The following is a 22,830-nucleotide window of genomic DNA, read 5'->3' as shown; positions in this document are numbered from 1 at the left end:
GCAGGGCGCTGCGATTCAGAGACTCACGAGAATGAGCACGGCGGCCATCACCACACCGGAGCCCAGCAGCGTGACGAACGTGTACCCCAGGATGTCGCGCATCTTCAGCCCGGCGATCGCGAGTACAGGCAACGCCCAGAACGGCTGAATCATGTTCGTCCACTGGTCGCCGTATGCCACGGCCATAATCGCGATTGAGGGGTCAACGCCGAGCTGGTTCGCTGCGTCGATCATGATGGGGCCCTGCACCGCGAACTGCCCGCCGCCCGAAGGCACGAAGAAGTTGACGATACCGGCCGAGAGAAGCGCGAGCACACCGAACGTGGTCGGCGTCGAGATCGACACGAACGCGTCTGAGAACAGCGTGATCAGCCCAGAAGACGACATGATGCCGAGGATGCCGGCGTACAGGGGGAACTGCAGCAGAATCTCGCCGACATTCGACGCAGCCTTCTTCGTCAGGTGGATCAGCTCGAACGGGTTCTTCACCAGCAGCAGGATCAGCGCGAGGAACGACCAGTTCACGATGTCGAGCGTGAGCGTTCCACCCTGCACGAAATGCACAACGAGGTAGGCCACGAGCGCCAGCCCGAGAATCAAGGTCAGGATGCGGGAGGCATCGATGCGGTCTGCGGGAGTGACGACGGCATCGCCAGCGGCATCCTGCTCTTCAGATCCGATTGCTTCGGGCAGCTCGTAGATCGGGTCACCGCTCTTGGGGCGGATGAGGAAGAACAGCAGCGCGACGACGACGATCACCGCGAGGGCGGCGAGCATGTTCCACGACGAGAAGATCGTTTGCGAGACGGGAATGACCTCGCCGCCGAGGGCCGGAGCGAGGAACGAATCGGGCGTTGCGGCTGTGAGCGGGCCGGAGCCCGAATAGCCCATATGCCACACGACGAAGCCCGAGTAGCCGGCGGCGACGAGCAGAGGGAAGTGCGCCTTGTAGCCGCGCTTGCGCGACTGAACGGCGATCTCGCGCGCGAGCAGCGTGCCCACGATGAGCCCGAGTCCCCACGTGATGAGGCTCGCGATCGCACCGACGACGAAAACGAAAACGTACGCCGTTCCGGGCCCCGTCGGCACGCTCGCCAGCCACCCGAGCAGCTTGCGCACGGGGCGGGTATTGGCGAGCATATATCCGAGCAGCAGAATCAGGCACATCTGCGTGATGAACGCGAGCAGACCCGCGAGACCGTCGCCCCATCCCTTGACCACATCGACGGGGCTCGTCTGCGTGAGCGTTACCGCCAGGATCGCGACGATGATCGTCAGGACGATCGCGAATGTCAGTGCCGAAGGTATCCACCGTTCAAGAAAGCGGTTGATGGGGCGCATGACGCTTCGCCGTCGCGAGGTCTTCTCGGGCGCGGATGGCGTCGACATAGAGAACTCCTTTGTTCCGACTTCGAATGTGACGACAGAGACTCTACCGGGCGCTGGGGAGCGGTTAGAGCCTCTGACCGGTCACGGTCGGCTCGCGTGCGTTATCAGCGACGGCGGCGACGCTGCTGAGCCATCCAGGTGACGTGAGAGACCGCCCTATTGACCTCATTTTTGTACCGATCCCGCTTCGATGTGCGGTAGAGGTCACGCGAGAAATACGGCGACTCCTTCTGGAAGGGACCGCTGTTGTCGATTCTCCTGGCGAGATCTGAGATGTAGTCGGCACCCTCGGCTCTGTAAGCCTCGCGTTCGGAGTCGTCGAGGCGAATCAAGGCAGAGAAGTCGGTTGGTCCGCAGCTGTACCGGGCGTCGAGGAAGAGCTCGCCGCGCTGCTCAACGAGAAACCAGCCCCCTGGGAGGTGATCCACGAGGTGCATGCGCCCGCTCTCTGCGGCGATTCTCGCGGCGTCGCCCCACTGCTCGACAGGCGGGATCTCGTCGAGTGGGCGCGTGCTCGCGGCGCCCCACGTGACGTACTCGAATGTCGGATCGGCGTTGCGGAAGGTCGTGAGGCACAGCACTCGCCCGCACGCTGTGCAGGTGAGCCGCGTTTCGGCGGCATCCATCAGCCCCGAGGTGTGAAGCGGCAGGAGGTCAGAAAGCGCGACAGACGACTCATCTTCCGTGACGAGGCCGTGCTCGAGTGCGTGTGAGAGAGCGGCAACGGTGTCATCCACGGCGACCCCGCTGCCCTCACCTCCCCTGCGGACAAGAAGGTTGCTGCACGTGGGGCATTGTTCGTGCGTGTCGCTGTGCTCCAGTTCCTGGCGCGCAGTCCGGAACAAGAGGCGGAGCAGGTTACCCCGTTCTTCCAGGCGTGACTCTGTGAAGATGCTCCACACATCAAGGCCTTCGAGCGTGAATTGCCGGCTGCCTTCTCCCGTGTACTTCGGAGTCGTCTTCAGCGCAGCCGCCAGATCGTCGAGTGTCGCGTCATTGTCGACATTCGCGAACCAATGATTCAGCGTGACTCCCTGCGGGGCGGTCGGCGTCGGTGCGACGTGCAGGGTCACCGAGACGACGGCCTCGTCGTGCGTGACGATCTCGCCGCCAGACGAGAAGTGCAGGTGCCTCGAGCGATACCCGGGCTCGCCGATGCGCCGGTCGGTGATGTGGGTGGGGTCGCCCCCGAAGGCTGCGGCCAGACGACTCACTGCCGGGTCAGCCTCGAACGACCCGAGGGCATCGGCGATCAGCCGTAATGAGGTGCGGGTGCGCCGACGTAGCATCTGAACATTATCGATGGAGACGGGCATCGGTGCGAATCGATTTGGCCGCGTCGTCATCGTCATGGGCGAGTGCGAAGCTCAGACGGGTCGCACATGCGTGACGCAGGTGCGCCGGGCGATGCCGATGAGCAGCTCGGCCGCGTCATGAACGCTGCCGGGCAGCCACACTGCCCGCATGCGCCGGGCAAATTCGGTTTCTGTCGGGACGACGACAAGACCACCTGCTCGTGCCGCGTCGGCAACAGCGAGCTCGCTGAGCACGGCAGGCCCGGCGCCCGAGGCGACACTGATGCGCACCGCGGCATTGCTGTCGAGCTCGAGCGTCGGGGCAACCGGATCGAGGTGAGCGAGCGCCGATTCCAAGGTTGTGCGGGTGCCGGATCCCGGCTCACGGACGACCAAAGGGGTTCGCGCGAGTTCGGCGTCGGTGAGAGGGCGCCGACGACGAGCCCAGGGATGCTGTGGAGCCACGATCACCACGAGGCGGTCGCGCGCCACCTCTGTGCTGCGCAGCTCGCGGCGAACGGAGGGCGACTCGACGAAGCCGAGGTCGGCGCTGCCCGACTCGACAGCATCCTGAACCTCCTCCGAGTTCTGCGCGGCCAGGTGCAGTTCGAGCTGCGGGCGCTCCGCTCTCAGCGCCGCAAGCCAGCGGGGCAGAAACGCTTCGGCGACGGTCTTGCTTGCGGCAACCGTCAGGTGCGACTGCTGGGACTCACGCAACGCCAACGCCGCGGTCTGCAGCGTGCGGGCCGCCGCGACGACATCCGACGACCAGTCGGCGACCATCGCCCCCTCCTCCGTCAGCGTCGAGCCGCGCGGGCCGCGATCAAGAAGCCGGAACCCCAAATCGGCCTCGAGTCGCCGGAGCGTGCGCGAGGCATTGGGCTGTGCCATGCCGATGCTGGCGGCGGCCCGGCTGACGCTGCCGTGCTCGGCGATGGCACACAGCAGTGCGAGGGCGGAGAGGTCAGGGAGCTGTGCCATATCGCAATGATATGACGTTGACAGAAATTGGGCATTCTGCCGCGGTCTCAGCCCGGGCACGCTGGACACCATGTCTCATCCTGTCTCTGAGCGCACCGGCGCCACACAGCGCCCCGGTCGCCAAAACCCTCTCCCTCCTGTCCTCCCCGGCCTGGGCCTCTGTGCCATCGCCGTCGTGATCGCACTGACCGTCAATCATTTTGTGCCGGCGGTGAGCGCGCTTCTGATCGCCATCGTCATCGGGATGCTGCTGCGCAACCTCACGCCAGTGCACCCGGTCTTCGAGCCGGGGTTGGCGTTCTCGGCGAAGAAGCTTCTTCGGCTTGGCGTCGTGCTGCTGGGCCTCCAGCTGGTGGTGGGGGACATCCTCGGGCTCGGCGCCGGCGTGATCGTCGTCGTGATCGCCATTGTCGTCGGCGGAATCGTCTCGACGCTGCTGCTCGGAAAATTGTTCGGAATCGGCTTCACGCAGCGGCTGCTGATCGCGTGCGGATTCTCGATCTGCGGTGCTGCCGCGGTCGCCGCGGTCGATGGCGTGGTCGAGCCTGACGACGATGAAGAGGTCGTGACCGCGATCGCCCTCGTCGTGCTCTTTGGCACACTGATGATCCCGCTCGTCCCGCTCGCTGCTGGTGCAATGGGGCTCGGCACACTCGATGCCGGTCTCTGGGCCGGGGGCTCCATCCACGAGGTCGCGCAGGTCGTCGCAGCCGGCGGCATCATCGGCGGGGGAGCGCTGGGCGTCGCCGTCATCGTCAAGCTTGCGCGGGTGCTCATGCTCGCCCCGGTGATGGCAGTGATCAGCGCGGTGCAGCGCAGGCAGAGCGCTGGCACCGGAGGAAAGCGTCCGCCGATCATGCCGCTGTTCGTGGCGGGCTTCATCGTCATGGTCGTGCTGCGCTCGACGGGCATCGTTCCGGAGATCGTCGTAGACGCAGCATCCGTCGTTCAGAATGCGCTGCTCTCGGCCGCCATGTTCGCGCTGGGTGCCGGGGTGAAGATCCGCAATCTCGTGAAGGTGGGGCCAAAGCCGTTCGCCCTCGCCGCCTGCAGCACCCTCGTCGTCGCGGGTATCGCGCTCGGCGGCGTCATGCTCGTTGCCTGAATCTCGCGTGGGCGTCGCTACACGGCGCTCGGCTCCGCCGAGTTCGTCGTCGACGGGGCGAGGCGCACCGTCGGCAGCTTACGCCTCGAGAACTGACCTGTGATGATAAGAAACACGACGAGGACGGCGAGAACGATCCACGTCGGCCACGCAACCCCCGTGGCCGAGACCGGGTCGACGGAATGCCCCGCGGCAACGAGAGTCGACGGAACGAGCACGGCAGCCGCGTTGAACGTTGCATGTGCGAACACCGAGGGCCAGAGTGACGCCGTCCGCAGCCGCAGCCAGCCGATGACGGTACCCAGCACCATGGCCGCGGCCACCATCATCAGCACGCCCCACACGTTCGTGAGTCCGAAGTTGTATCCCAGCAGAATGATCGGAGCGTGCCACAACCCCCAGAGTGCGCCGGTGAGCAGAAGCGCCCGCCACGTGCCGAGCGGCAGAAGAGTCGGAAGTAGCCAGCCTCGCCAGCCCACTTCTTCACCGACTGTCACCACACCGTTGACCACGGAGCCCAGAAGAGCGTTCCTGACCTGGGAGATCACGAGGGCGACGGCCGGAACCTGCGCAATCGCGGCGGCTGCGGGCTCTCCGGCGCGTTCGCCGACTGTTGCCATCATCTGCTCGCGCAGTCCTGAGAAGTGCACGGGGTCGATGACGAGAAACCCGAGTGCGGATGCAAGCAATGCCCCGCAGATGATCACGACAAGGCTGCCGAGGATCGCCACGCCAGACATGAGGATGCTGGATTTTACGGGGCGCAGCGGTGTGATTCCGAGAAAACGTGTGCGATGTCCGCGCGGTGGGCGCCGGAACAGCAGCATCGCAGCCACAGCGCCGATTGTCGGTGTGTACATCATGACCACAGCGAGTGGGTAGAAAAATGGTGTGTCGATCGTTCGTGGTCCGAGCCAGATCGGCAGCATCACGGCCCAGGCGAGCCCGAAGCTCACGATGAGAAATACTCCGACCGCACGCCAGGGAACGCGGCGAGGCAGTACCTCTGCGGCATCGGTCTGCGAATCGTTGGTCGACATTTTCACCATCTCCTTGTCCGGTCAGAGGCTGCGCGCCTGCTCGGGAGTCAGAATGAACAGGCCAGCAACCTCGCCGTTCTCACGCGATGAGAGGCGGCCGACCATCTCGGCCGCCTCGAACGAGAGAGCGACGTCGGTGACCGTGAGATCTGCCGCTCGCTGAGGTGAGGCAGAGCCGATCGATTCCAGCTCTCCGAATCTTGCGACAAGACGTGCCCACATGGTTGAGAGGGCGTTGTCATCCAGCTTCTCGAGCATCGTCTCGTCGAAGTGTGTGGTGACGGCGTCCCAGCGGCCGCTCTGCAGATCTGCGAAGACGCCGCGCGCACGTTCAGGGGCGTTGGGGAAAGGTTGCGTATCCATGGGTTCTCCTGTTCTCGGGTCGGTCGGTCGGCCGAATCGCTGAAAGGCGGCTTGCCGGGTGATGCCGAGAGCATCACCGACGAGCTGCCATGTGGCGCCGTGAGCCCGCGCCGCGCGGATGGCGGCAGCGAGGGCTGAATCAGCCGTGCTCTTCACCTCGACCGCGGCCGCGATGATCGTTCTGGCGTCGCCGTCGTCGAGCGCTTTGTCGAGCGCCCGGGCACGGGCCTCCGCCTCAGCTGCCGACGAGCGAGCCGCCTCGGTCGTCACCGTGATCTGTGTCATGTGTCAATTTTCTCTTTACATGCTCACGGTGTCAAGATTTTCTTTACACGCGTTGTGATCCGCCCAGTAGCATCGACAGGGCGCAAAGGAGTTTCGTGTCCATTCCTCTTACTCCGGTTCCGGTGCCCGACCGTGTGATGTTGCTTGCCGGGGGAGCACGCCTCGAGCCCATCTGGCGTAATGCGCTCGGTGGACTGACCTTCCGGGTCGGGCCGACGCCGGGCGGCACGGAAGACCGCTACGTCAAATGGGGTCCGCGGGGAGACGAGACATCGATGGATGCTGAGGCCAAACGCCTCGCCTGGGCGGGAACGTATGCGCGCGTCCCGCGTGTACTCGAACATGGTTCTGATGCGACGCACGAATGGCTGGTGACGGTTGCCCTCCCGGGACAGAGCGCTGTCGCTCCACGCTGGATCGCCGAGCCCGAGACTGCCGTTGCCGCTGTCGGCCGCGGGCTTCGAGTGCTGCACGATGCGCTTCCCGTCGACGCGTGCCCCTTCGACTGGAGCGTGGAGTCCCGCATCGCGAACGCGGCTCGCCGCGGCATCCGTGTGTCTGATGCGCTGGTCGAGCCACCGGATGCTGACAGCCTCGTCGTCTGTCACGGCGACGCCTGCTGCCCCAACACCCTCCTCGACGCCGACGGCGAGTTCGCCGGACATGTGGACTTTGGTGCACTGGGCGTGGCTGACCGCTGGGCCGACATCGCCGTTGCCTCGATGAGCACGGAGTGGAACTACGGACCCGGCTGGGAGGACGCGCTGATCGAGGCCTACGGTCTGAGGCCGGACAGGGAGCGCCTCGTCTACTATCGCGACCTCTGGAACGCCACCTGAGGGATGGCGCGCCGCCCGCGGCGGCCCACGGCGTTCATATGTCGCAATTGGTTCTTGCTGGCGCGTCTTAGTGACAATTGCGCCACTTGAACACCGAGGCGAGAGGAGGGGCCGGGGTAACGCAGCAAAAATTTCTCAAAAAAGTTGTCGCGGCAAGGAATAGAAGAGAACTCTATGCAGTTGCATAGATACATGACTGAAAACACACTCGTTCACCCCCAGTACATTGCCGGCACCTGGAAGCTCGACCCGATGCACTCGAAGGTCGAGTTCTCGGTCAAGCACCTCATGATCAGCAAGGTTCGTGGAACCTTCGACGTTGTCGATGCCACCGTCGTCACCGCCGAGAACCCCGCCGACAGCTCGGTTGAGGCGACGATCGACGTCGCGAGCGTCAACACCGGCCAGGCCGACCGCGACAACCACCTGCGCACCAACGACTTCTTCAAGGTCGACGAGTTTCCGACCATGACGTTCCGCTCGACGAAGGTCTCGAACGACGGTGACGACTTCACCGTCGAGGGCGAGCTCACGCTGCGCGGCGTCACCAAGCCTGTGACGCTGACCGGCGAGTTCGGCGGCGTCATCGACGCCCAGGGCGCGACAAAGGCGGGACTCACGGCAACCACGACGATCAACCGTCTGGACTTCGGCGTCAACTGGAACGCAGCTATCGAGGCCGGCGGCATGACGCTCGGCGACAAGGTCTCCATCACGCTCGACCTGCAGTTCGCTCTGCAGCAGTAGTCCCTCGTGCTTCAGGGGCCGCGGCGCGTGCCGCGGCCCCTTTCGTGTGCGCGGAGAGCTCCAACCTCCGAGACGCGAACCGTCACGTCGAAGAGGTGGCCCCTTTCGTGTGCGCGGAGAGCTCCCCAAAGCTCTACACGGCGTAGAACAGCGACGGTAGGCTGGAGTCGTGCAGAACCCCGCGCCCGTTCCCCGCAGCGCGCCCGCCTCCGTAGGCCCTGGAGCCGTGCGCGCCGGGCGGCTTGCCTTCGTGGCGCCGGCCGGAGTCGCCCTCCTCATCGGCATGGCTGCAGGGCTCTCGCGCATGGGCCTCTGGTTCACGGATGCTGAAGCGCTCCGTGCCGCTCACGCCCCGGCCATGCTCTTCGGCTTCGTCGGTTCCCTCGTCGTCCTCGAGCGAGCGGTGGCCATCCGGCGCGCGTGGGCCTTCGCCGCACCGCTGCTGTTGAGCCTGGGGGCACTGTCGCTCATCACCCCGCTGCCCGTGGCAGTGGGGCGCACGGCGACCGTTCTCGGCCTGGCGCTGATGCTCGTCATCTACCGTCTCATCTGGTTGCGGCAGGCAGCCGTCGCCACGAGCGTGCAGGTGCTCGCCGCCGTGTGCGGCCTCATCGCCGCCGTGTTCTGGGGCGTCGGCGTACCCTTCGACCGTGTCAGCCTCGTCGCCGCCATGTTCCTGGTGCTGACAATCGTGGGAGAACGCATCGAGCTTGGCCGCGTGGGCGGGCTGACCGCGCGGGGTGAAAACGTGGGGCTCGCCCTTGCGCTCGTCGTGGCGGCAGCATCCGTGGCCACCGTGCTGTGGCCAGGCATCGCGCACACGGTGCTGGGGGCGGCTCTGCTCGTGCTGGTCGCCTGGCTGCTCATCGTCGACGTCGCGCGCGTCACAATCACCTCGACCGGAGCAGCACGGTACATGGCGGCCTGCCTTCTGTGCGGATACGCCTGGCTGGCCGTGGCCGGGGCGATGCTGCTGGCGGGCGGCGAACCGGATGCTGCGTCGCACGACATCGTCACGCACGCCGTGCTTCTCGGCTTTGTGATGTCGATGATCATGGCCCACGCCTCGGTGATCCTGCCCGCCGTGTTGCGCACTGCGCTGCCGTACCGGCCCTGGTTCTACGCGCCGATCGTGCTGCTGCAGCTCTCGCTCATCGCCCGCGTTCTCGGTGACGTGCGCGGCATCGTCGTCGTCGTTCAGGCGGGAGGCATCGGCAATGTCGCGGCGATCCTGCTGTTCCTGTTCTGCGCCGTGACCTCAGCCGTGCTGGCGGCTCGGCCGAAGGGAGAAGTTCATGCGCACTCTTGAGCGTCGCACCTGGTACATCATCACCAACTCGGTGCTCGGCCTCTGGATGCTGGCGGCCATCGTCGCCGTGTCAGCGCACCGGGTTCTTCCGCACAGCACCTGGCTCATGGTGCACCTGACCATGCTCGGCGCCGTCAGCACAGCGATCCTCATCTGGAGTCAGCATTTCGCCGACACCCTGACCCGCAGACAGGCGCCGGGAGGGCGCCTCGGCCTCGGCATCCGGCTTGGCCTGCACACCGTCGGGGCGGTCTGCGTCGTGGCGGGAATCCTGGCGGACGCACTGCCGGTCATCCTCACCGGCGCGGCGCTCGTGGCCGCGGCCGCGCTGACACATGCCACGATAATGACGCTGCAGCTTCGCGGCGCGCTCACCTCGCGCTTCGGTCCGCTCGTGCGGTTCTACGCGGTGTCGGCGCTGTGGCTCGTGGTCGGGGTCGGACTCGGGTTCTGGATGTCACAGCTGCTCGCCGACGACCCGCTGCGCGGCCGCCTCTTCGTCGCCCACGTCGCCGTGAACCTGCTCGGCTGGGTGGGAACGACGGTTCTCGGCACGGTGATCCTGTTCTGGCCCACGGTGCTGCACGCGCGCATGCGGCCGACGGACGGCCGTCGGTCGCCGCTCGTTCTGACGATCTCGATCTTCGGGCTGGTGCTGGTGCTCGTCGGTGCGGGCGCGGGCGTGCTGCCCCTCGTCGCCGCGGGCGTTGTGGTGTGGCTGTGCGCGTTGGCGCTGGTGCTGTTCGAGGGAATCAGACAGACGAAGGATGCTGCGCGGCTGAGCTATGCCGGCCTCTCAATCGGTGCGGCGCTGTGCTGGCTCGCGGTATCTGCGGGCTTCCTCGCCGCGGGCGTGGGCAGTGCCTCCGGCTGGGACGAAGCTGTTGACCGGCTCGCCTGGATCGTGCAGCCGTTCGTCGCGGGCTTCGCCGTGCAGATCGTCCTCGGCGCCCTCAGCTACCTGCTGCCGGTGATCATGGGGCGGCCGAACGCCCGCAAAGCTGCCGAGACCGAACTCGACCGCGGTGCCGTGTTCCGCGCCGCGACGATCAACATCGGCATGGTCGCCTACCTGCTCCCGGTTCCGAGCGTCGTGAAGGTGCTGCTGAGCGTCGTCGTGTTCGCACTGTTCATCACGGTCGTCGTTCTCGCCGTGCGCGGGATCATCGTGGGGCTGCGCGAGCGCAAGACCGAGCCGGCTCCGGCAACGCACACGCCGGGGGAGCAGCTGCGCATCGGCGCGAAACCACGGCAGGCGAAGCCCAAGCGCGCCGTGAGCGGCCAGTTGGTCACGGCAGCATCCGTCGTTCTTCTCACTGTCGCCGGGGGCATCGCCATCGACCCAGCAGCGGCGGGCATCAACACGCTCGCCGGTTCGGAGGCCCAGGCGACCGGTGAAACCACAACGATCGAGGTGACGGTCGACGGCATGCGCTTTGTGCCCGACGTTCTCGAGGTGCCCGCGGGAGACGAGCTCGTCGTCGAGTTCACGAACACCGGAACAGACATTCACGACCTCACCTTTGCCAACGGGGTGAGCTCGGAGCGCCTGGCACCGGGAGACAGCGAGACGATCGACGTCGGCGTGATCTCGGAAGACATGGAGGGCTGGTGCTCCGTCACGGGCCACCGCGCCATGGGCATGGAGTTGAGCGTCGTCGCTGTCGGGGCCGGGGATGCAAGCGATGACGCGGCCGACGGCCACCACAATCACGGTACAACATCGGATGCTGGCGACAGCGCCGCGGCTGACCTGGACTTCCACCTGTCGCCCGACGCCGGCTTCGTCCCCTACGACGCCGAGCTCGATCCCGCACCCGCCGGAACCGTGCACGAGATCACTCTTCCGGTGACCGAAGAAGAAACCGAAGTGGCTCCCGGCGTGACGCAGACCCTCTGGACGTTCGACGGCACAGCGCCCGGCCCGGTGCTGCGCGGCTCGGTCGGTGACACCTTCAAAGTCACACTCGTGAATGACGGCACCATGGGGCACTCCATTGACTTCCACGCCGGCGTGCTCGCCCCCGACGAGCCGATGCGCACGATCATGCCCGGCGAGAGCCTCGAGTACACGTTCACGGCGACGCGCGCCGGCATCTGGATGTACCACTGCGCGACGATGCCGATGTCGAGCCACATCGCCAACGGCATGTTCGGCGCCGTGATCATCGATCCGCCCGACCTCGCCCCCGTCGACCACGAGTTCGTGATGGTGCAGTCCGAGTTCTACCTCGGCAGTCAGGGCGGGCCCGTCGATCCGGATGCTGTCGCCACACAGCTGCCCGACATCGTCGCATTCAACGGCTACGCCAACCAGTATCGCGACGTGCCGCTCGAGGTGCAGGCGGGGGACACCGTGCGCTTCTGGGTGCTGAACGCCGGGCCCAACGTGACCTCGTCGTTCCACGTGATCGGCGGGCAGTTCCACACGGTGTGGAAAGAGGGAGACTACACGCTGAAGGACGGCGGGTCGACGGGCGTCGGCGGTTCCCAAGCGCTGGGCCTGACACCGGCGCAGGGCGGGTTCGTCGAGCTCACGTTCCCCGAGGCGGGCACCTACCCGTTTGTCTCACACGTGATGTCGGATGCTGAGAAGGGCGCAACCGGAGCGGTCCACGTCAGCTGACCTGGACCTGCGCTTCAGGTGGCGAAGTTGTCATTATTCAGCGCTCTATGCTGCACATAGTGACACCTGAAGGGCGGCGACTGGGGGGCAGCCCACGTCACGGAGTGACTCCGTGTGTGCAGGGGGTGTCCGCGCGGTACGTGTGCACAAATTCGGAGATCTGGACGACACGCCGTGCTGGAATACGCTTACCACGGCGTGTCGCGAACAAATTCCGAATTTGTGCACGGCGTCGGGGGCTGAATCGCTCCGTTCAGCCAAAGGGCGACGCCTCCGTGCTCGCCGCGCAGACCGGCAGCGGCGCAGAGCCAGCTACTCGCTCGGTGCGCTGACCGGCTGAAGCGTGGGGCGCTTTGCCTCGCGGCCGTCCCCCGACGAGCGCCCGGTCAGCCGGCGCCCGATCCACGGCAGAACGTACGTGCGGTAGTACGTGAATGTGCGGCGTTCGCCCTCGGCAGCATCCGCTACCTCGTCGACGCCCCATTCTGACGGAACAGCGACGCCAAGCGCCTCAAGCACATTCGCGGCGACCCGGGCATGACCGAGCGCGTTCAGATGCAGCTTGTCGGCCGACCAGTAGCGGGCCGCCTCAAGCTGCTCGTCGTGCCAGTTGTCGACGAACAGCACACCCGTTCCCCCGAGCGCATCGGCGACGGCGTCCGCGAGGGCATCACCGCGCCCCCGGATCACCCGGCCCAGCGGAAGCTGCCGCGACGGGTTGGCTCCCGCCAGAATGACCGGTCGCGTGTCGGTGGCGAGTGTGCGGTCGACCACGTCCATCGTGCGCTCGACGACCCAATCGATCTTGACGCGCGGCCGCATGATGTCATTGCCGCCGCCGTTGAACGTCAGCATGTCTGCGCCGAGTGCGAGGGCGGGCTCCAGCTGTTCGTCGATGATCGGACCCAGCTTGCGCCCGCGGATCGCGAGATTGGCGTAGCCGACAGGGTCGGCGGATGCTGCCTGCAGCCCGATCGCCACGAAATCGGCCCAGCCGCGCACGGTTCCGCCCGGGCGGTCATCGCCGACGCCCTCGGTGAAGCTGTCGCCGACAGCCACGTAGCTGTGGATCATGCGTCCTCCCGCAGAAACTCGATGGCCGCGCGGCGGAAGACTCCGGAGGTCGGCGCATTGAAGTGGGTGCGGCCCGGCAGGTCGAGAAACCGGGCATTCGGCGTCGCATCGGCGAGGCTGCGTGCTTCCGCCGCGATCGCGTCGTCACTTCCGGCAGCGATCAGCAGCGGCTGTGCGGGAGGCTCCTCGATCGCGGCATCCGGGTCGCCGCGAAGCCCTTCGACGAGCGCGACGAGTGCGAACAGATCGTTGTCACGCTGCTCCGACGCCATCTGCATGTACGTGCGTGTGACAGCATCCGAAATCGGCAGCCCCATCTCGGTGTAGCCCCGAGCCTGCCGGACGTCGAGGCGCGCGAATGGGTCAGCCTTTGGGATGCCGCCCAGAACCGCACGGCTGATGCGGTCGTTCTTCGTCAGCGCGGCGTACCAGGTGACGCGTGCCCCCATCGAGTATCCGATCCAGGGCGCCGTGGAAATCGAGTAGGCGTCCATTGTGCGGTACACGTCGTCACGCAGGAGGCTCATGCTGTAGGCCTCCCGATCGTGCGGCTTGTCACTGCGGCCGTGGGCGCGGTGGTCGAGCGCGATGATGCGGTAGCCGGCGCGTGTCAGCTCGCGCGTCCACCCGGTGAGGACCCAGTTGGCTTCGGCGCTCGAGGCGAAGCCGTGCACGAGGACCACGGGCGGAGCATCCGGATCACCGATCTCATAGGTGGCGATCTCGATATCGCCCGAGCGGATCATGCGGGGGTCTGGCGCTGTGGGAAGCATGACTCTATTCGACCATGGCGCGTGACGCGGTGCGACCGCGATAGTCTGTGTGGCGTTGACAAAGTGAGGGGCACCGCTGAATGAGACGACGCATCGACTGGCTCTGGTTCGTCGCAATCGGTCTCATCGCCGGGTTCATGTCGGGGCTCTTCGGCGTCGGCGGCGGCATTCTGATCGTGCCGATGCTCATCACACTGGCTGGCTTCGGGCAGAAGCGCGCGGCAGGCACATCGCTCGCGGCGATTGTTCCGATCTCAGTCGCGGGGGTGATCTCGTATGCCGTCAATGGCGACGTAGCGCTGATCGCCGCCATCGTGCTGTGCATCGGGTCGATCGTCGGCGCGCAGATCGGCAGCGTGCTGCTGCATAAGCTGCCGAAGAAGATCGTGCAGTGGGCGTTCATCGTCTTCCTGCTGATCGTCGTCGTCTCGCTGTTCTTCGTCATACCCTCGCGTGACGCCGATATTCACCTCGGCGTTCTGCCGGTCATCGGGCTGCTCGTGCTCGGTCTTGTCGTCGGCATCCTGTCGGGAATTCTCGGCATCGGGGGCGGAGCGGTCATCGTCCCGATGCTCATTCTGCTGTTCGGAGCGAGCGATCTCGTCGCCAAAGGAACCTCGCTCGCGGTGATGATTCCCACGGCGATCTCGGGGACGATCGGCAACTCGCGCCGCCGCAACGTCGACATTCCGGCGGCGCTCACGATCGGGCTGTGCGCGTGCCTGACCACCTCACTCGGCGCGATCGTGGCCGGCGCTGTGGATCCGATGCTCGGCAACATCCTGTTCGCCGCCTTCCTCGTGGCGATCGCCGTGCAGCTGTCGATCCGGGCGATCCGGACCCGCTAGCGCGAGGCCGCTCGCCGGCGGCCCTCCGTGGCAGACGCAGCGGTCGTCAGGCAGGCCACCAGCTGTGACAGCGTGGACTACCGCAGGCCGAACGCCGAGAGTGCGGATGCTGCCGGTGCGGCGTCTCTCGAGGATTCCCAACCGCGCCTCACAGATCGTGCCGCCCACGCGTCTGCCACCTGTACCCGTCCTGCGGGCGCCCGGTCGCCACACCGTCGGCCGTATGCGGGAGACTGGAGGCATCATGACCGTTCTGCACAGCGTCGTCGACTCACCGATCGGCGCGCTCACGCTGGTGGGTCGACCAGCATCCGGTGGCGCGAACCTCACGGCGGTGTGGATGGATGTGCCACGCCACGCACACGGAGGCGACGAGCTCGGCCCGCGCGACGACGCGGCGTTCGCTGTCGCCGCACGCCAGCTCGACGAGTACTTTGCGGGGGAGCGTCGACGCTTCGACATGGAGCTCGACCCCGAGGGCACCGAATTCGAGAAGAGCGTGTGGATGCTGCTGCGCGACATTCCGTACGGGCAGACGCGCAGTTACGGCGACCTTGCCACCGAGCTGGGTGACCCGAACCTCTCGCGCGCTGTCGGCACGGCGAACGGGCGCAACCCGCTCTCGATCATCGTTCCGTGCCACCGCGTCATCGGTGCCGACGGATCGCTCACCGGCTACGCGGGCGGGCTCGAACGCAAGCGGTTTCTGCTCTCGCTCGAACGCGATTCGTCGCCGGCCACAGACAGGCTGTTCTGACCGATGCCCGAACTCCCGCACGCACAGACGCTGGCGTTCACATCGCCCTACGACGTCGACGCGCTGCTCGCCGCGCAGCGCACACATGCGGTACCCGGAATCGACGCCCCCGAGCCCACTGGCGCCCGCCACGCACCGGGACACACGGAGTGTGCCCGAACTCGTGCGGGGCGCAGGACAACCGAGTCGAAGCCTGTCGACGAGGTCACTGGCACGGCTCAAAACAAGACAGCTCAGAACACGACGGGTGAGACACAGGATGCTGTCATCGAGCGCGGCATCCGGCACCACGGGCGCACCGGAGTTCTCCGCGTCACGTTCGCCGACGACCACGTTGCGCTCAGCAGTTCGCTGCCGGTTGACGCCGCCCTTGAGCGTCGGGTGCGGCGGTGGCTCGACCTCGACGTCGACCCGACCGAGACGGCGGAGCAGCTGGGCGACGACGCCGTCATCGGCCCGCTCATCAGCAAACGTCCCGGCCTGCGCATCCTCGGTCACCTCGACGATCTCGAGGCCGCCTGCTTCGCCGTTCTGGGTCAGCAGGTCTCACTCGCGTCCGCGCGCACCTTTCAACGTCGCTTCGTCGCGGCGTTCGCCACGCACGACCCGGCGACGGGTTTTCGGCACTTCCCGGATGCTGCCGAGATCGCCGCGCTTGATCCGGCGACGATCCGCGACGCGATCGGGCTCACGCGCTCGCGGGCGGCGACACTGCATACGGTCGTCACCGAGCTGGCGTCCGGGCTGACGCTCGACGGCGACCCTGTCAGCATCCGGCATCGCCTGCTCGGGCTGAAGGGCATCGGCCCGTGGACAGCGGACTACCTCGCGGTGCGCGCAGTGGGCGATCGCGATGCGTTCCCGGCCGGCGACCTCGTGCTGCGGCGTGCGATGGGGGCCGCCGACGTGCGCGAGGCGATGGCGCGGGGCGAAGCCTGGCGGCCACGTCGAGCGTATGCGACGTTCCATCTCTGGACGGAGCACGCGTACTGCGTGTGACGCGAGTGCGCAGACAGACGGGTAGCTCTGCCCTGGCTGTCAAGAGCCGGGTCTCAGTAAAGTGGAACGGGTGAGCATTCTGACGATTCGATATTCGAAGCCTCTGCCGATCGCGCTTGTCGTCATCGGAGCGCTCAATCTGCTTCTGATGCTGGTGACTCCGCAGGTGATCCAGGCGGTTGCCGGGGTGATTCTGATGGTTCTGGGCGTCCTGATGCTCGTGAACCCGTCTGTGTCGATTACTGCCACCGAGGTTCAGGTGCGGAATCCTCTCGGCATGGTGCTCAAGCGCTACCCGATCACCTCGCTCGCAGACCTGTCGACGGACGGCGATGTGCTGTCGACTCGTGCGGACGGCAGGAAGATCGTCTCGCTGGGCTTCATGGTGCGGCAAGCAGACGTGGCGGCCCTGAGGCAGAAGATCTCAGAAGATGCTCAGCGCTAGCCTCGTTTCTCGGCACGTGCCAAGCAGGCTCCCGGTAAGCTGGCCCCTGTGTCAGTGAATCCCGAACTGCAGGGGCGCACACTGCCCCCGACCGATCCGTACCTCGTCGGGCGTGAGAAGGTGCGCGAGTTCGCGCATGCCGTGCTCGCGACGAACGACATCCACCTCGACGTCGATGCCGCACGTGCCGCAGGCCACGCGGACCTCGTCGCCCCGACGACGTTCCCCGTCGTGGTGCAGGAGAAGACGCTCGCGCAGCTGCTCGCCGAGCCCGACGCTGGCATCGACTTCAGCCGCGTCGTCCACGGCAACCAGCGCTTTACCTACACTCGCGCTGTCGTCGCCGGAGACGAACTGACAGCACAGCTCACCGTGTCGAGCATCAAGACCCTCGGGCCGCACTCCATGGTCACGGCCGACACGGTCATCACCGACGCATCCGGCGACCACGTCGTCACCGCGATCTCCACTCTCGTTGTGCGAGGAGACGAATGAGCACCGCAGCATCCGCCCCGCCCGCAGCCGAGCTGACCGTCGGCGACGTCGTCGCTGAACGCCAGGTCACCTTTACGCGCGACACGCTCGTGCGCTACGCCGGTGCCTCGGGGGACTTCAACCCCATTCACTATCGCGATGACGTGGCAGCATCCGTCGATCTGCCCGGCGTGATCGCCCACGGGATGCTGACGATGGGCGTGGCCGTGCAGCCGGTCGTCGATTGGCTCGGCGACCCCGCCCGCGTGACCGACTACCAGGTGAAGTTCACCCGCCCCGTCGTCGTCGACCCGCAGAGCGGAGCCGATGTCACGATCGCCGCGAAAGTGGGCGCCGTCGACGTCGAGGCTCAGACCGCGCGCATCGACCTGACCGTTTCGTTCGACTCTGCCACCGTGCTCGGCAAGGCACAGGTGGCCGTGGATCTGCGGTGAGTGAACTGGCCGAGCCCACGCCCCTCGCCGAGCTCACCACGCTCGGCGTCGGAGGCGCGCCCGAGCGGATGCTGGTGGCCACCGATCCGGACGAGCTCGTCGACCAGCTGACCGAGCTGTGGCAGGGCGACGACCCCTGGATGGTGCTCGGCGGTGGCTCCAACACCGTCGCCGCGGATGCCGGCATCGAGGGAACCGTCGTGCTCGTGCGCACGCGCGGTATCGAGCGCATCACCACCGACGCCGGAGTCGTGCTGCGTGTGCAGGCGGGGGAGACCTGGGACGATCTCGTCGCGTACGCGATCGAGAACAACCTCGCCGGCATCGAGGCGCTCTCGGGCATCCCCGGTTCCGTCGGCGCGGCCCCCATTCAGAACATCGGCGCATACGGGCAGGAGCTCTCGAGCGTGCTTTTCGGCGTCGAGCTTCTCGACTACGAGACCGGCGAGCGCACGCACGTTCCCGCGTCCGCGCTGGGGCTCGGATACCGCACATCCGTCCTCAAACGCCACGGCGGCGTGGATGCTGACCGCGAGGCCGTCGTGCTCTCGGTCGATCTGCTGCTCACGGAGTCCGCCGACGGTCGCGGCCTCCCGATCGCCTATGCGCAGCTGGCGAAGGCCCTCGACGTCGACCTCGGCGACCGCGTCGAGCTCGCGCGCACCCGCGACGCTGTTCTGGCGCTGCGGCGCTCCAAGGGCATGGTTCTCGACGCCGCCGACCGTGACACATGGAGCGCCGGATCATTCTTCACCAACCCGATCGTGGCCGAATCCGCCACCCACGCGCTTCCCACCGACGCTCCGCGCTGGCCGCTCGGTGACGTTGACGAGAGCGCCACGGTCATTCCGCTCGACGGGTCGAGCGATGTGATCGCGCCGCCGCCGATCACCGCGGCACCGCAGCGCCAGGTGAAGCTCAGCGCCGCCTGGCTCATCGAGCACGCCAGCATCTCGCGCGGCTTCCACCTGCCCGGCTCGCGGGCGGCGATCTCGTCGAAGCACACGCTCGCCCTCACGAATCAGGGCAACGCCCGTGCCGACGACATCGCGGCGCTCGCTCGATTCGTCCAGGCACGCGTGCAGTCCGAATTCGGCATCACGCTGCAGCCCGAGCCCGTCCTCATCGACGTCGAACTCTGATCGGTCATGAGCTTCACTCCGCCACCTGTCCCGAAAGGCGTGAACGGCCCGGACGATGAGAACCGCCCGGTTCCGCCGTCGAAGCGTCGCCGTGTGTGGGGCTGGATTGTCGCGGGTGCGGGCATCACAGCGTTCACGGTCATCGCCGTGATCGCCGTGTCGAGTCTTGTCGCGAGCACGCTGCCGAAGGCGCCACCGGATGCTGCTGCCGTGCCGACCGCGGCACCGACGGCGCCGTGGGGCGCAACGCCGACGCCGCAGCCCACCGAGACCGGGCTCGGCGAGCCGCCCAGCTACGACCCGCCCCCATACTCCACTCCCGTCGATGGTGTGTATCCGCTGTCGAGCTACGCGTATTTCGAGCAGGACGTCACGTTCGAGGAGCACCTGGCAGACAACTGGTACAGCACAGATGACAAGTTCGGTGAGTACTGGCTGAGCGACGATCCGGTCTGCAACATGACGGCGGAGCCCAAATGGATCTACATTTTCGGCGACCCGGAGCCGGACAAGAACGACGGCTACTACACGACGCGGGACCTCGAGCTGAGTGAGGCGAACCTGCTCGCGCAGTTTCCGGATCTCGACGATCACGGCGACGACTTCGTCGTCGAGATGCCCGTTTCCGACGGCAATACGATCGAGTTCGCGGGCCGCCGGCTCGACTACGCGGGCGGCTTCTTCATGCAGCTCACCCGCGGCATGATGTGGCAGGACTCCTCGTACGGCATCACGATCTCGTGCCTGGGTGCTGAGTCCTTCGACCATGAGGGCTTTGCGCAAAAGATCGTGGACCAGTTCACGATGACCCTGTCATAGGGCGCCCGTCACCCACCTGTGCTCGAGCGTCTCAGCGGGTGCGGCCGCGCAGAATCGATGCCGATGCCGATGCCGATGCTGAAGTGGGGCACCGCCTCGTGAACTCCTGACCATTCCCCGAGCGCCTCAGCACGAGGCCGCTGCCGCGAGATAGGCTGAGAGAGGACTCACCCGAAAGGCAGCCCATGAGCGAGAACAAGCCGAACCAGCATCCGGATGCTGCGGAGAAGCGCGATCGCCCGGGCTCGGCCCCTCGCCGCAGCGAACCGTGGACAGGCCAGGGCCCCGTCGTCAGGAACCTCCCGAATTCGTCGCAGCCGTACGGTGCGTCGCCCGAACAGAAGCCAGCACCGGCACGCTCCACGATCTCACCGTGGATCGTCGTCGCGATCATCGCGATTCTTGCCGTGATCATCGCGGGCATTGTGCTCGCGATCGTGCTCTGACGCGTCGCTCGAGACGATCTGCCGCGCCGCTTGCAATCTGACGTGCAGCTCACTATCTGATGCTCATGGCGCGGTTCCGCCCGTGAGTCAGCGAGTGTCCGTGAGCCATGCCGACAGCGGGGCAGCCTGCCGGTCGCTCAGACAGAGGCGGCCGGATGCTGTCGCACCCGGCCGCCTCGTATGATCCGTTCGCTCAGGCAAACAGCTTCTGCAGGCGCTGGGCGCCCTCGCGCAGTGGCTCGTCGCCGAGCGCGTAGCTGAACCGAAGGTAGCCGCTGGGGCCGAACGCCTCGCCCGGAACGGCGGCAACCTGTGCCTTTTCGAGCATCAGGTCGGCGACCTCGAGAGAACTCTGTGGCGTCACGCCGTCGATGTCGCGCCCGATCACGCCGGAGACATCGGCGTACACATAGAACGCCCCCTGCGGGGTGGGAACCGAGAAGCCGTTCACGAGGTTCAGCTGTTCGACGATCGCGTGGCGACGGCGGTCGAATGCCTGGCGCATCTGCTCGACCGGTTCTTGTGAGCCGTTCAGCGCAGCGATCGCGGCACGCTGCGCGATGTTGTTGACGTTGCCCGACAGGTGGGACTGCTGGTTGGTCATCGCTGTGACAGCATCCGTCGGCCCCACCGTCCAGCCCACGCGCCACCCGGTCATTGCGTAGCTCTTCGCCACGCCGTTGACCAGCAGCGTCTGGTTGGCGAGGTCGGGCACGGCGGCGACGATGGACGTCGCCTCGACGCCGTCGTACGTGAGGTTCTGGTAGATCTCATCAGTGATGATCCAAATACCGTGCTCGAGGGCCCATTCGCCGATCGCGCGGGTCTCGTCCGGTGAGTAGACGGCGCCCGTCGGGTTCGAGGGTGAGACGAACAGCAGCACCTTCGTGCGGTCGGTGCGTGCCGCCTCCAGCTGCTCGACAGTGACCTTGTACCCGTGCTCGGCATCGGCGAACACATCGACGGCGACGCCGTCCGCCAGCCCGATCACCTCGGGGTAGGTCGTCCAATACGGGGTGGGCACGATGACCTCGTCACCCGGGTTGAGCAGAACCTGGAACGATTCGTAGACCGACTGCTTGCCGCCGTTGGTGATGATGACCTGGTCGGGGCTGACCTCGATCTTCGAGTCGCGCAGCGTCTTGGCGGCGACGGCCTCGCGCAGGTCGGGAAGGCCTTTGCCCGGCGTATAGCGGTGGTTCGCGGGGTCCTGCGCCGCCGCGACAGCCGCCTCGACGACATGGTCGGGGGTGGGGAAGTCGGGCTCGCCCGCCGCAAAGCTGATGACGGGGGCGCCCTGCGCCTTGAGCGCCTTGGCCTTGGAGTCGACTTTCAACGTCGCCGACTCGGCGATTGCAGTGATCTTCTGAGAGAGTCTCGGTGTCGTAGCCACACAACGAGGGTATCGCGTACGGCTCTCGTCTCCCAGGCCCGCCCGGGACCGCATTCATTGTGACGCTGAATCGTCGTCCACAGCCCTGTCGGGGAGTGTAACGCTCCACGTCCGAGCCCCGGAGCGCAGCACACATTCGTCGTAGCCGGTTTGCTGGGATGGATGAGCGCAACCACGGGACCTGCCCGCAACGTTTTCTCCCGTTCGGGCGCGGCAGGTCACCCGCACACCCAAGGAAAGATCGTGCAGTGTACTACGAAACGTCGTACACTGTGAGCATACGCGGGGTGGCGGATTGGACGTACAGAGGCACGTACATGGAGGTGCGTCACGGTGTTCGACCGGACGAGGCTGACGAGGCACTCACTGATCCGGCGAGGCTGGTTCTGGATCCCGACCCGGCGAGTAAATCGGGGAAGAGCGTTCGAACCATCGGCTGGGCAGGGTCGGCTGGACGATTGCTCACGATAATCACATTCACGACCGAGGCCGGGGTCACATACGGAGTGAACGGTTGGAAATCAAGCGCGCGCGACCGACGCAAATACAACGACTGGGAGACAGGCTGATGACCGACACCGCAGGCTTTCTTCGCGAGGAAGCCGAACACGCAGAGGCCAATAAAGACGCTCCGGAGCGAGCCGGTACCGTCGCGACCAGACCGGGAGGCGCTCGTGCACGGGTGTACTCGATCCGTCTGACCGAGGCTGAAGTTGCTGCTTTGGAAGTGGTAGCGGAGCGCGAGGGCGTTCCGGCCTCCACGCTTGCACGCACGTGGATCGTTGAGCGACTGTCGACCGATGGCGATGTGGACGATGTGCACGTGATTGCTGACGCTCTCGCGACGTTCTCTCAGCGACTCGCTGCCTTATGAAAGCTGGCTGCAGACTCTTGCTGCTCGCCAGAAAGCACGCGCAGATGTGCCAGTAACAGGAAGCTGACTGTGCCGTACAGCGTCAGCTGGCAGAAAAGAACGGATGCTGCGGCCCACAGTGGGCCGCAGCATCCGGATCTGTTGAAAGCGTTCTACGCGATCATCGCATTGGCGGGTATGCCGTGCGACTGTTCTGGCGTCGCCCGCGAGGGCTAGTCCATCGGAACAGTGAGGTGGCAGAACGGGTCTTCGCTCCATGCCGCCGCAAGTTCCACAGCCGCGGGCGTCTGATCGGTGTCGCGCACAATACGAGTGCTTGTCATGATGTCCTCCTTCGCGGTTGTGTTGCGGG

General features: G+C 66.2%; 23 protein-coding genes. 15 read left to right on the top strand and 8 right to left on the bottom strand.

Annotation, left to right across the window (positions count from 1 at the left end; all coding sequences use genetic code 11):
• Positions 1-15: 15 nt before the first annotated feature.
• The 3 genes from OK352_RS00575 to OK352_RS00565 all read right to left on the bottom strand — a co-directional run bounded on the left by OK352_RS00575 (position 16) and on the right by OK352_RS00565 (position 3,665).
• Positions 16-1,389, bottom strand: a complete 1,374-nt coding sequence (locus OK352_RS00575) for a short-chain fatty acid transporter (protein ID WP_265139448.1) — start codon at positions 1,387-1,389, stop codon at positions 16-18.
• A gap of 104 nt (positions 1,390-1,493) precedes the next feature.
• Positions 1,494-2,678: a hypothetical protein gene (locus OK352_RS00570; RefSeq protein WP_265139447.1), complete on the bottom strand. Its 1,185-nt coding sequence runs from the start codon at positions 2,676-2,678 to the stop codon at positions 1,494-1,496.
• A gap of 78 nt (positions 2,679-2,756) precedes the next feature.
• Entirely contained in the window at positions 2,757-3,665 is a 909-nt protein-coding gene (locus tag OK352_RS00565; protein WP_265139446.1) for a LysR family transcriptional regulator, read from the bottom strand.
• Between the two features lie 70 nt (positions 3,666-3,735).
• Between OK352_RS00565 and OK352_RS00560 the strand changes: the two genes are divergently transcribed.
• Positions 3,736-4,770, top strand: coding sequence for a YeiH family protein (locus OK352_RS00560; RefSeq protein WP_265139445.1), 1,035 nt, complete (start codon positions 3,736-3,738; stop codon positions 4,768-4,770).
• A gap of 17 nt (positions 4,771-4,787) precedes the next feature.
• Here OK352_RS00560 and OK352_RS00555 read toward each other — a convergent pair whose 3' ends face one another.
• Both OK352_RS00555 and OK352_RS00550 read right to left on the bottom strand, forming a co-directional pair.
• Positions 4,788-5,810 (bottom strand): CPBP family intramembrane glutamic endopeptidase, encoded by a 1,023-nt coding sequence (locus tag OK352_RS00555; RefSeq protein WP_265139444.1) that lies wholly within the window; start codon positions 5,808-5,810, stop codon positions 4,788-4,790.
• A gap of 21 nt (positions 5,811-5,831) precedes the next feature.
• On the bottom strand, positions 5,832-6,458 hold the full coding sequence (locus OK352_RS00550; RefSeq protein WP_265139443.1) for a DUF3887 domain-containing protein: 627 nt from the start codon (positions 6,456-6,458) through the stop codon (positions 5,832-5,834).
• Positions 6,459-6,553: 95 nt separating this feature from the next.
• Between OK352_RS00550 and OK352_RS00545 the strand changes: the two genes are divergently transcribed.
• From OK352_RS00545 to OK352_RS00530, 4 genes are all read left to right on the top strand, one after another.
• The gene (locus OK352_RS00545) at positions 6,554-7,297 is read left to right on the top strand and encodes an aminoglycoside 3'-phosphotransferase (protein ID WP_265139442.1); all 744 of its coding nucleotides are present in this window, start codon (positions 6,554-6,556) and stop codon (positions 7,295-7,297) included.
• A gap of 192 nt (positions 7,298-7,489) precedes the next feature.
• Complete coding sequence (locus tag OK352_RS00540) at positions 7,490-8,044, top strand: YceI family protein (protein ID WP_265139441.1); 555 nt, start codon at positions 7,490-7,492, stop codon at positions 8,042-8,044.
• Positions 8,045-8,213: 169 nt separating this feature from the next.
• Positions 8,214-9,353, top strand: coding sequence for a hypothetical protein (locus OK352_RS00535; RefSeq protein WP_265139440.1), 1,140 nt, complete (start codon positions 8,214-8,216; stop codon positions 9,351-9,353).
• Entirely contained in the window at positions 9,340-11,979 is a 2,640-nt protein-coding gene (locus tag OK352_RS00530; protein WP_265139439.1) for a multicopper oxidase domain-containing protein, read from the top strand. The genes OK352_RS00535 and OK352_RS00530 overlap by 14 nt, the downstream gene beginning before the upstream one ends.
• 312 nt (positions 11,980-12,291) lie before the next feature.
• Here the strand turns inward: OK352_RS00530 and OK352_RS00525 are convergent, their stop codons facing one another.
• Together OK352_RS00525 and OK352_RS00520 are read right to left on the bottom strand one after the other, a co-directional pair.
• On the bottom strand, positions 12,292-13,053 hold the full coding sequence (locus tag OK352_RS00525) for an SGNH/GDSL hydrolase family protein (protein ID WP_265139438.1): 762 nt from the start codon (positions 13,051-13,053) through the stop codon (positions 12,292-12,294).
• The gene (locus OK352_RS00520) at positions 13,050-13,826 is read right to left on the bottom strand and encodes an alpha/beta fold hydrolase (protein WP_265139437.1); all 777 of its coding nucleotides are present in this window, start codon (positions 13,824-13,826) and stop codon (positions 13,050-13,052) included. The genes OK352_RS00525 and OK352_RS00520 overlap by 4 nt, the downstream gene beginning before the upstream one ends.
• A gap of 80 nt (positions 13,827-13,906) precedes the next feature.
• Between OK352_RS00520 and OK352_RS00515 the strand changes: the two genes are divergently transcribed.
• From OK352_RS00515 to OK352_RS00475, 9 genes are all read left to right on the top strand, one after another.
• A complete protein-coding gene (locus OK352_RS00515) occupies positions 13,907-14,674 on the top strand; it encodes a sulfite exporter TauE/SafE family protein (RefSeq protein WP_265139436.1) in 768 nt (255 codons plus the stop codon).
• Positions 14,675-14,918: 244 nt separating this feature from the next.
• Positions 14,919-15,431 carry a methylated-DNA--[protein]-cysteine S-methyltransferase gene (locus OK352_RS00510; RefSeq protein WP_265139435.1) on the top strand — a complete coding sequence of 171 codons (513 nt, stop codon included), beginning with the start codon at positions 14,919-14,921 and terminating at the stop codon, positions 15,429-15,431.
• A 3-nt stretch (positions 15,432-15,434) separates the two neighbouring features.
• Positions 15,435-16,430 (top strand): DNA-3-methyladenine glycosylase 2, encoded by a 996-nt coding sequence (locus OK352_RS00505; protein WP_265139434.1) that lies wholly within the window; start codon positions 15,435-15,437, stop codon positions 16,428-16,430.
• A 70-nt stretch (positions 16,431-16,500) separates the two neighbouring features.
• Positions 16,501-16,875, top strand: coding sequence for a hypothetical protein (locus OK352_RS00500; RefSeq protein ID WP_265139433.1), 375 nt, complete (start codon positions 16,501-16,503; stop codon positions 16,873-16,875).
• A gap of 48 nt (positions 16,876-16,923) precedes the next feature.
• Entirely contained in the window at positions 16,924-17,370 is a 447-nt protein-coding gene (locus OK352_RS00495) for a MaoC family dehydratase N-terminal domain-containing protein (protein WP_265139432.1), read from the top strand.
• On the top strand, positions 17,367-17,804 hold the full coding sequence (locus OK352_RS00490) for a MaoC/PaaZ C-terminal domain-containing protein (protein ID WP_265139431.1): 438 nt from the start codon (positions 17,367-17,369) through the stop codon (positions 17,802-17,804). The genes OK352_RS00495 and OK352_RS00490 overlap by 4 nt, the downstream gene beginning before the upstream one ends.
• Positions 17,805-17,809: 5 nt before the next feature.
• Positions 17,810-18,946 carry a UDP-N-acetylmuramate dehydrogenase gene (locus OK352_RS00485; protein ID WP_265140237.1) on the top strand — a complete coding sequence of 379 codons (1,137 nt, stop codon included), beginning with the start codon at positions 17,810-17,812 and terminating at the stop codon, positions 18,944-18,946.
• A gap of 6 nt (positions 18,947-18,952) precedes the next feature.
• Entirely contained in the window at positions 18,953-19,765 is an 813-nt protein-coding gene (locus OK352_RS00480) for a hypothetical protein (protein WP_265139430.1), read from the top strand.
• A 185-nt stretch (positions 19,766-19,950) separates the two neighbouring features.
• Positions 19,951-20,211, top strand: coding sequence for a hypothetical protein (locus tag OK352_RS00475; protein WP_265139429.1), 261 nt, complete (start codon positions 19,951-19,953; stop codon positions 20,209-20,211).
• 193 nt (positions 20,212-20,404) lie between these two features.
• On the opposite strand, the gene OK352_RS00470 is transcribed toward OK352_RS00475, so the two are convergent.
• Positions 20,405-21,658, bottom strand: coding sequence for a pyridoxal phosphate-dependent aminotransferase (locus OK352_RS00470; RefSeq protein ID WP_372338067.1), 1,254 nt, complete (start codon positions 21,656-21,658; stop codon positions 20,405-20,407).
• Between the two features lie 514 nt (positions 21,659-22,172).
• Here OK352_RS00470 and OK352_RS00465 point away from each other — a divergent pair.
• Positions 22,173-22,478 (top strand): hypothetical protein, encoded by a 306-nt coding sequence (locus OK352_RS00465; RefSeq protein ID WP_265139427.1) that lies wholly within the window; start codon positions 22,173-22,175, stop codon positions 22,476-22,478.
• Positions 22,479-22,830 lie beyond the last annotated feature (352 nt).

The organism is Microbacterium sp. MPKO10, from assembly GCF_026107415.2.
In the GTDB taxonomy this organism is placed as follows: domain Bacteria; phylum Actinomycetota; class Actinomycetes; order Actinomycetales; family Microbacteriaceae; genus Paramicrobacterium.
Note: the sequence above shows the minus strand (reverse complement) of the source record. Positions and strands in the feature narration are given on the sequence as shown.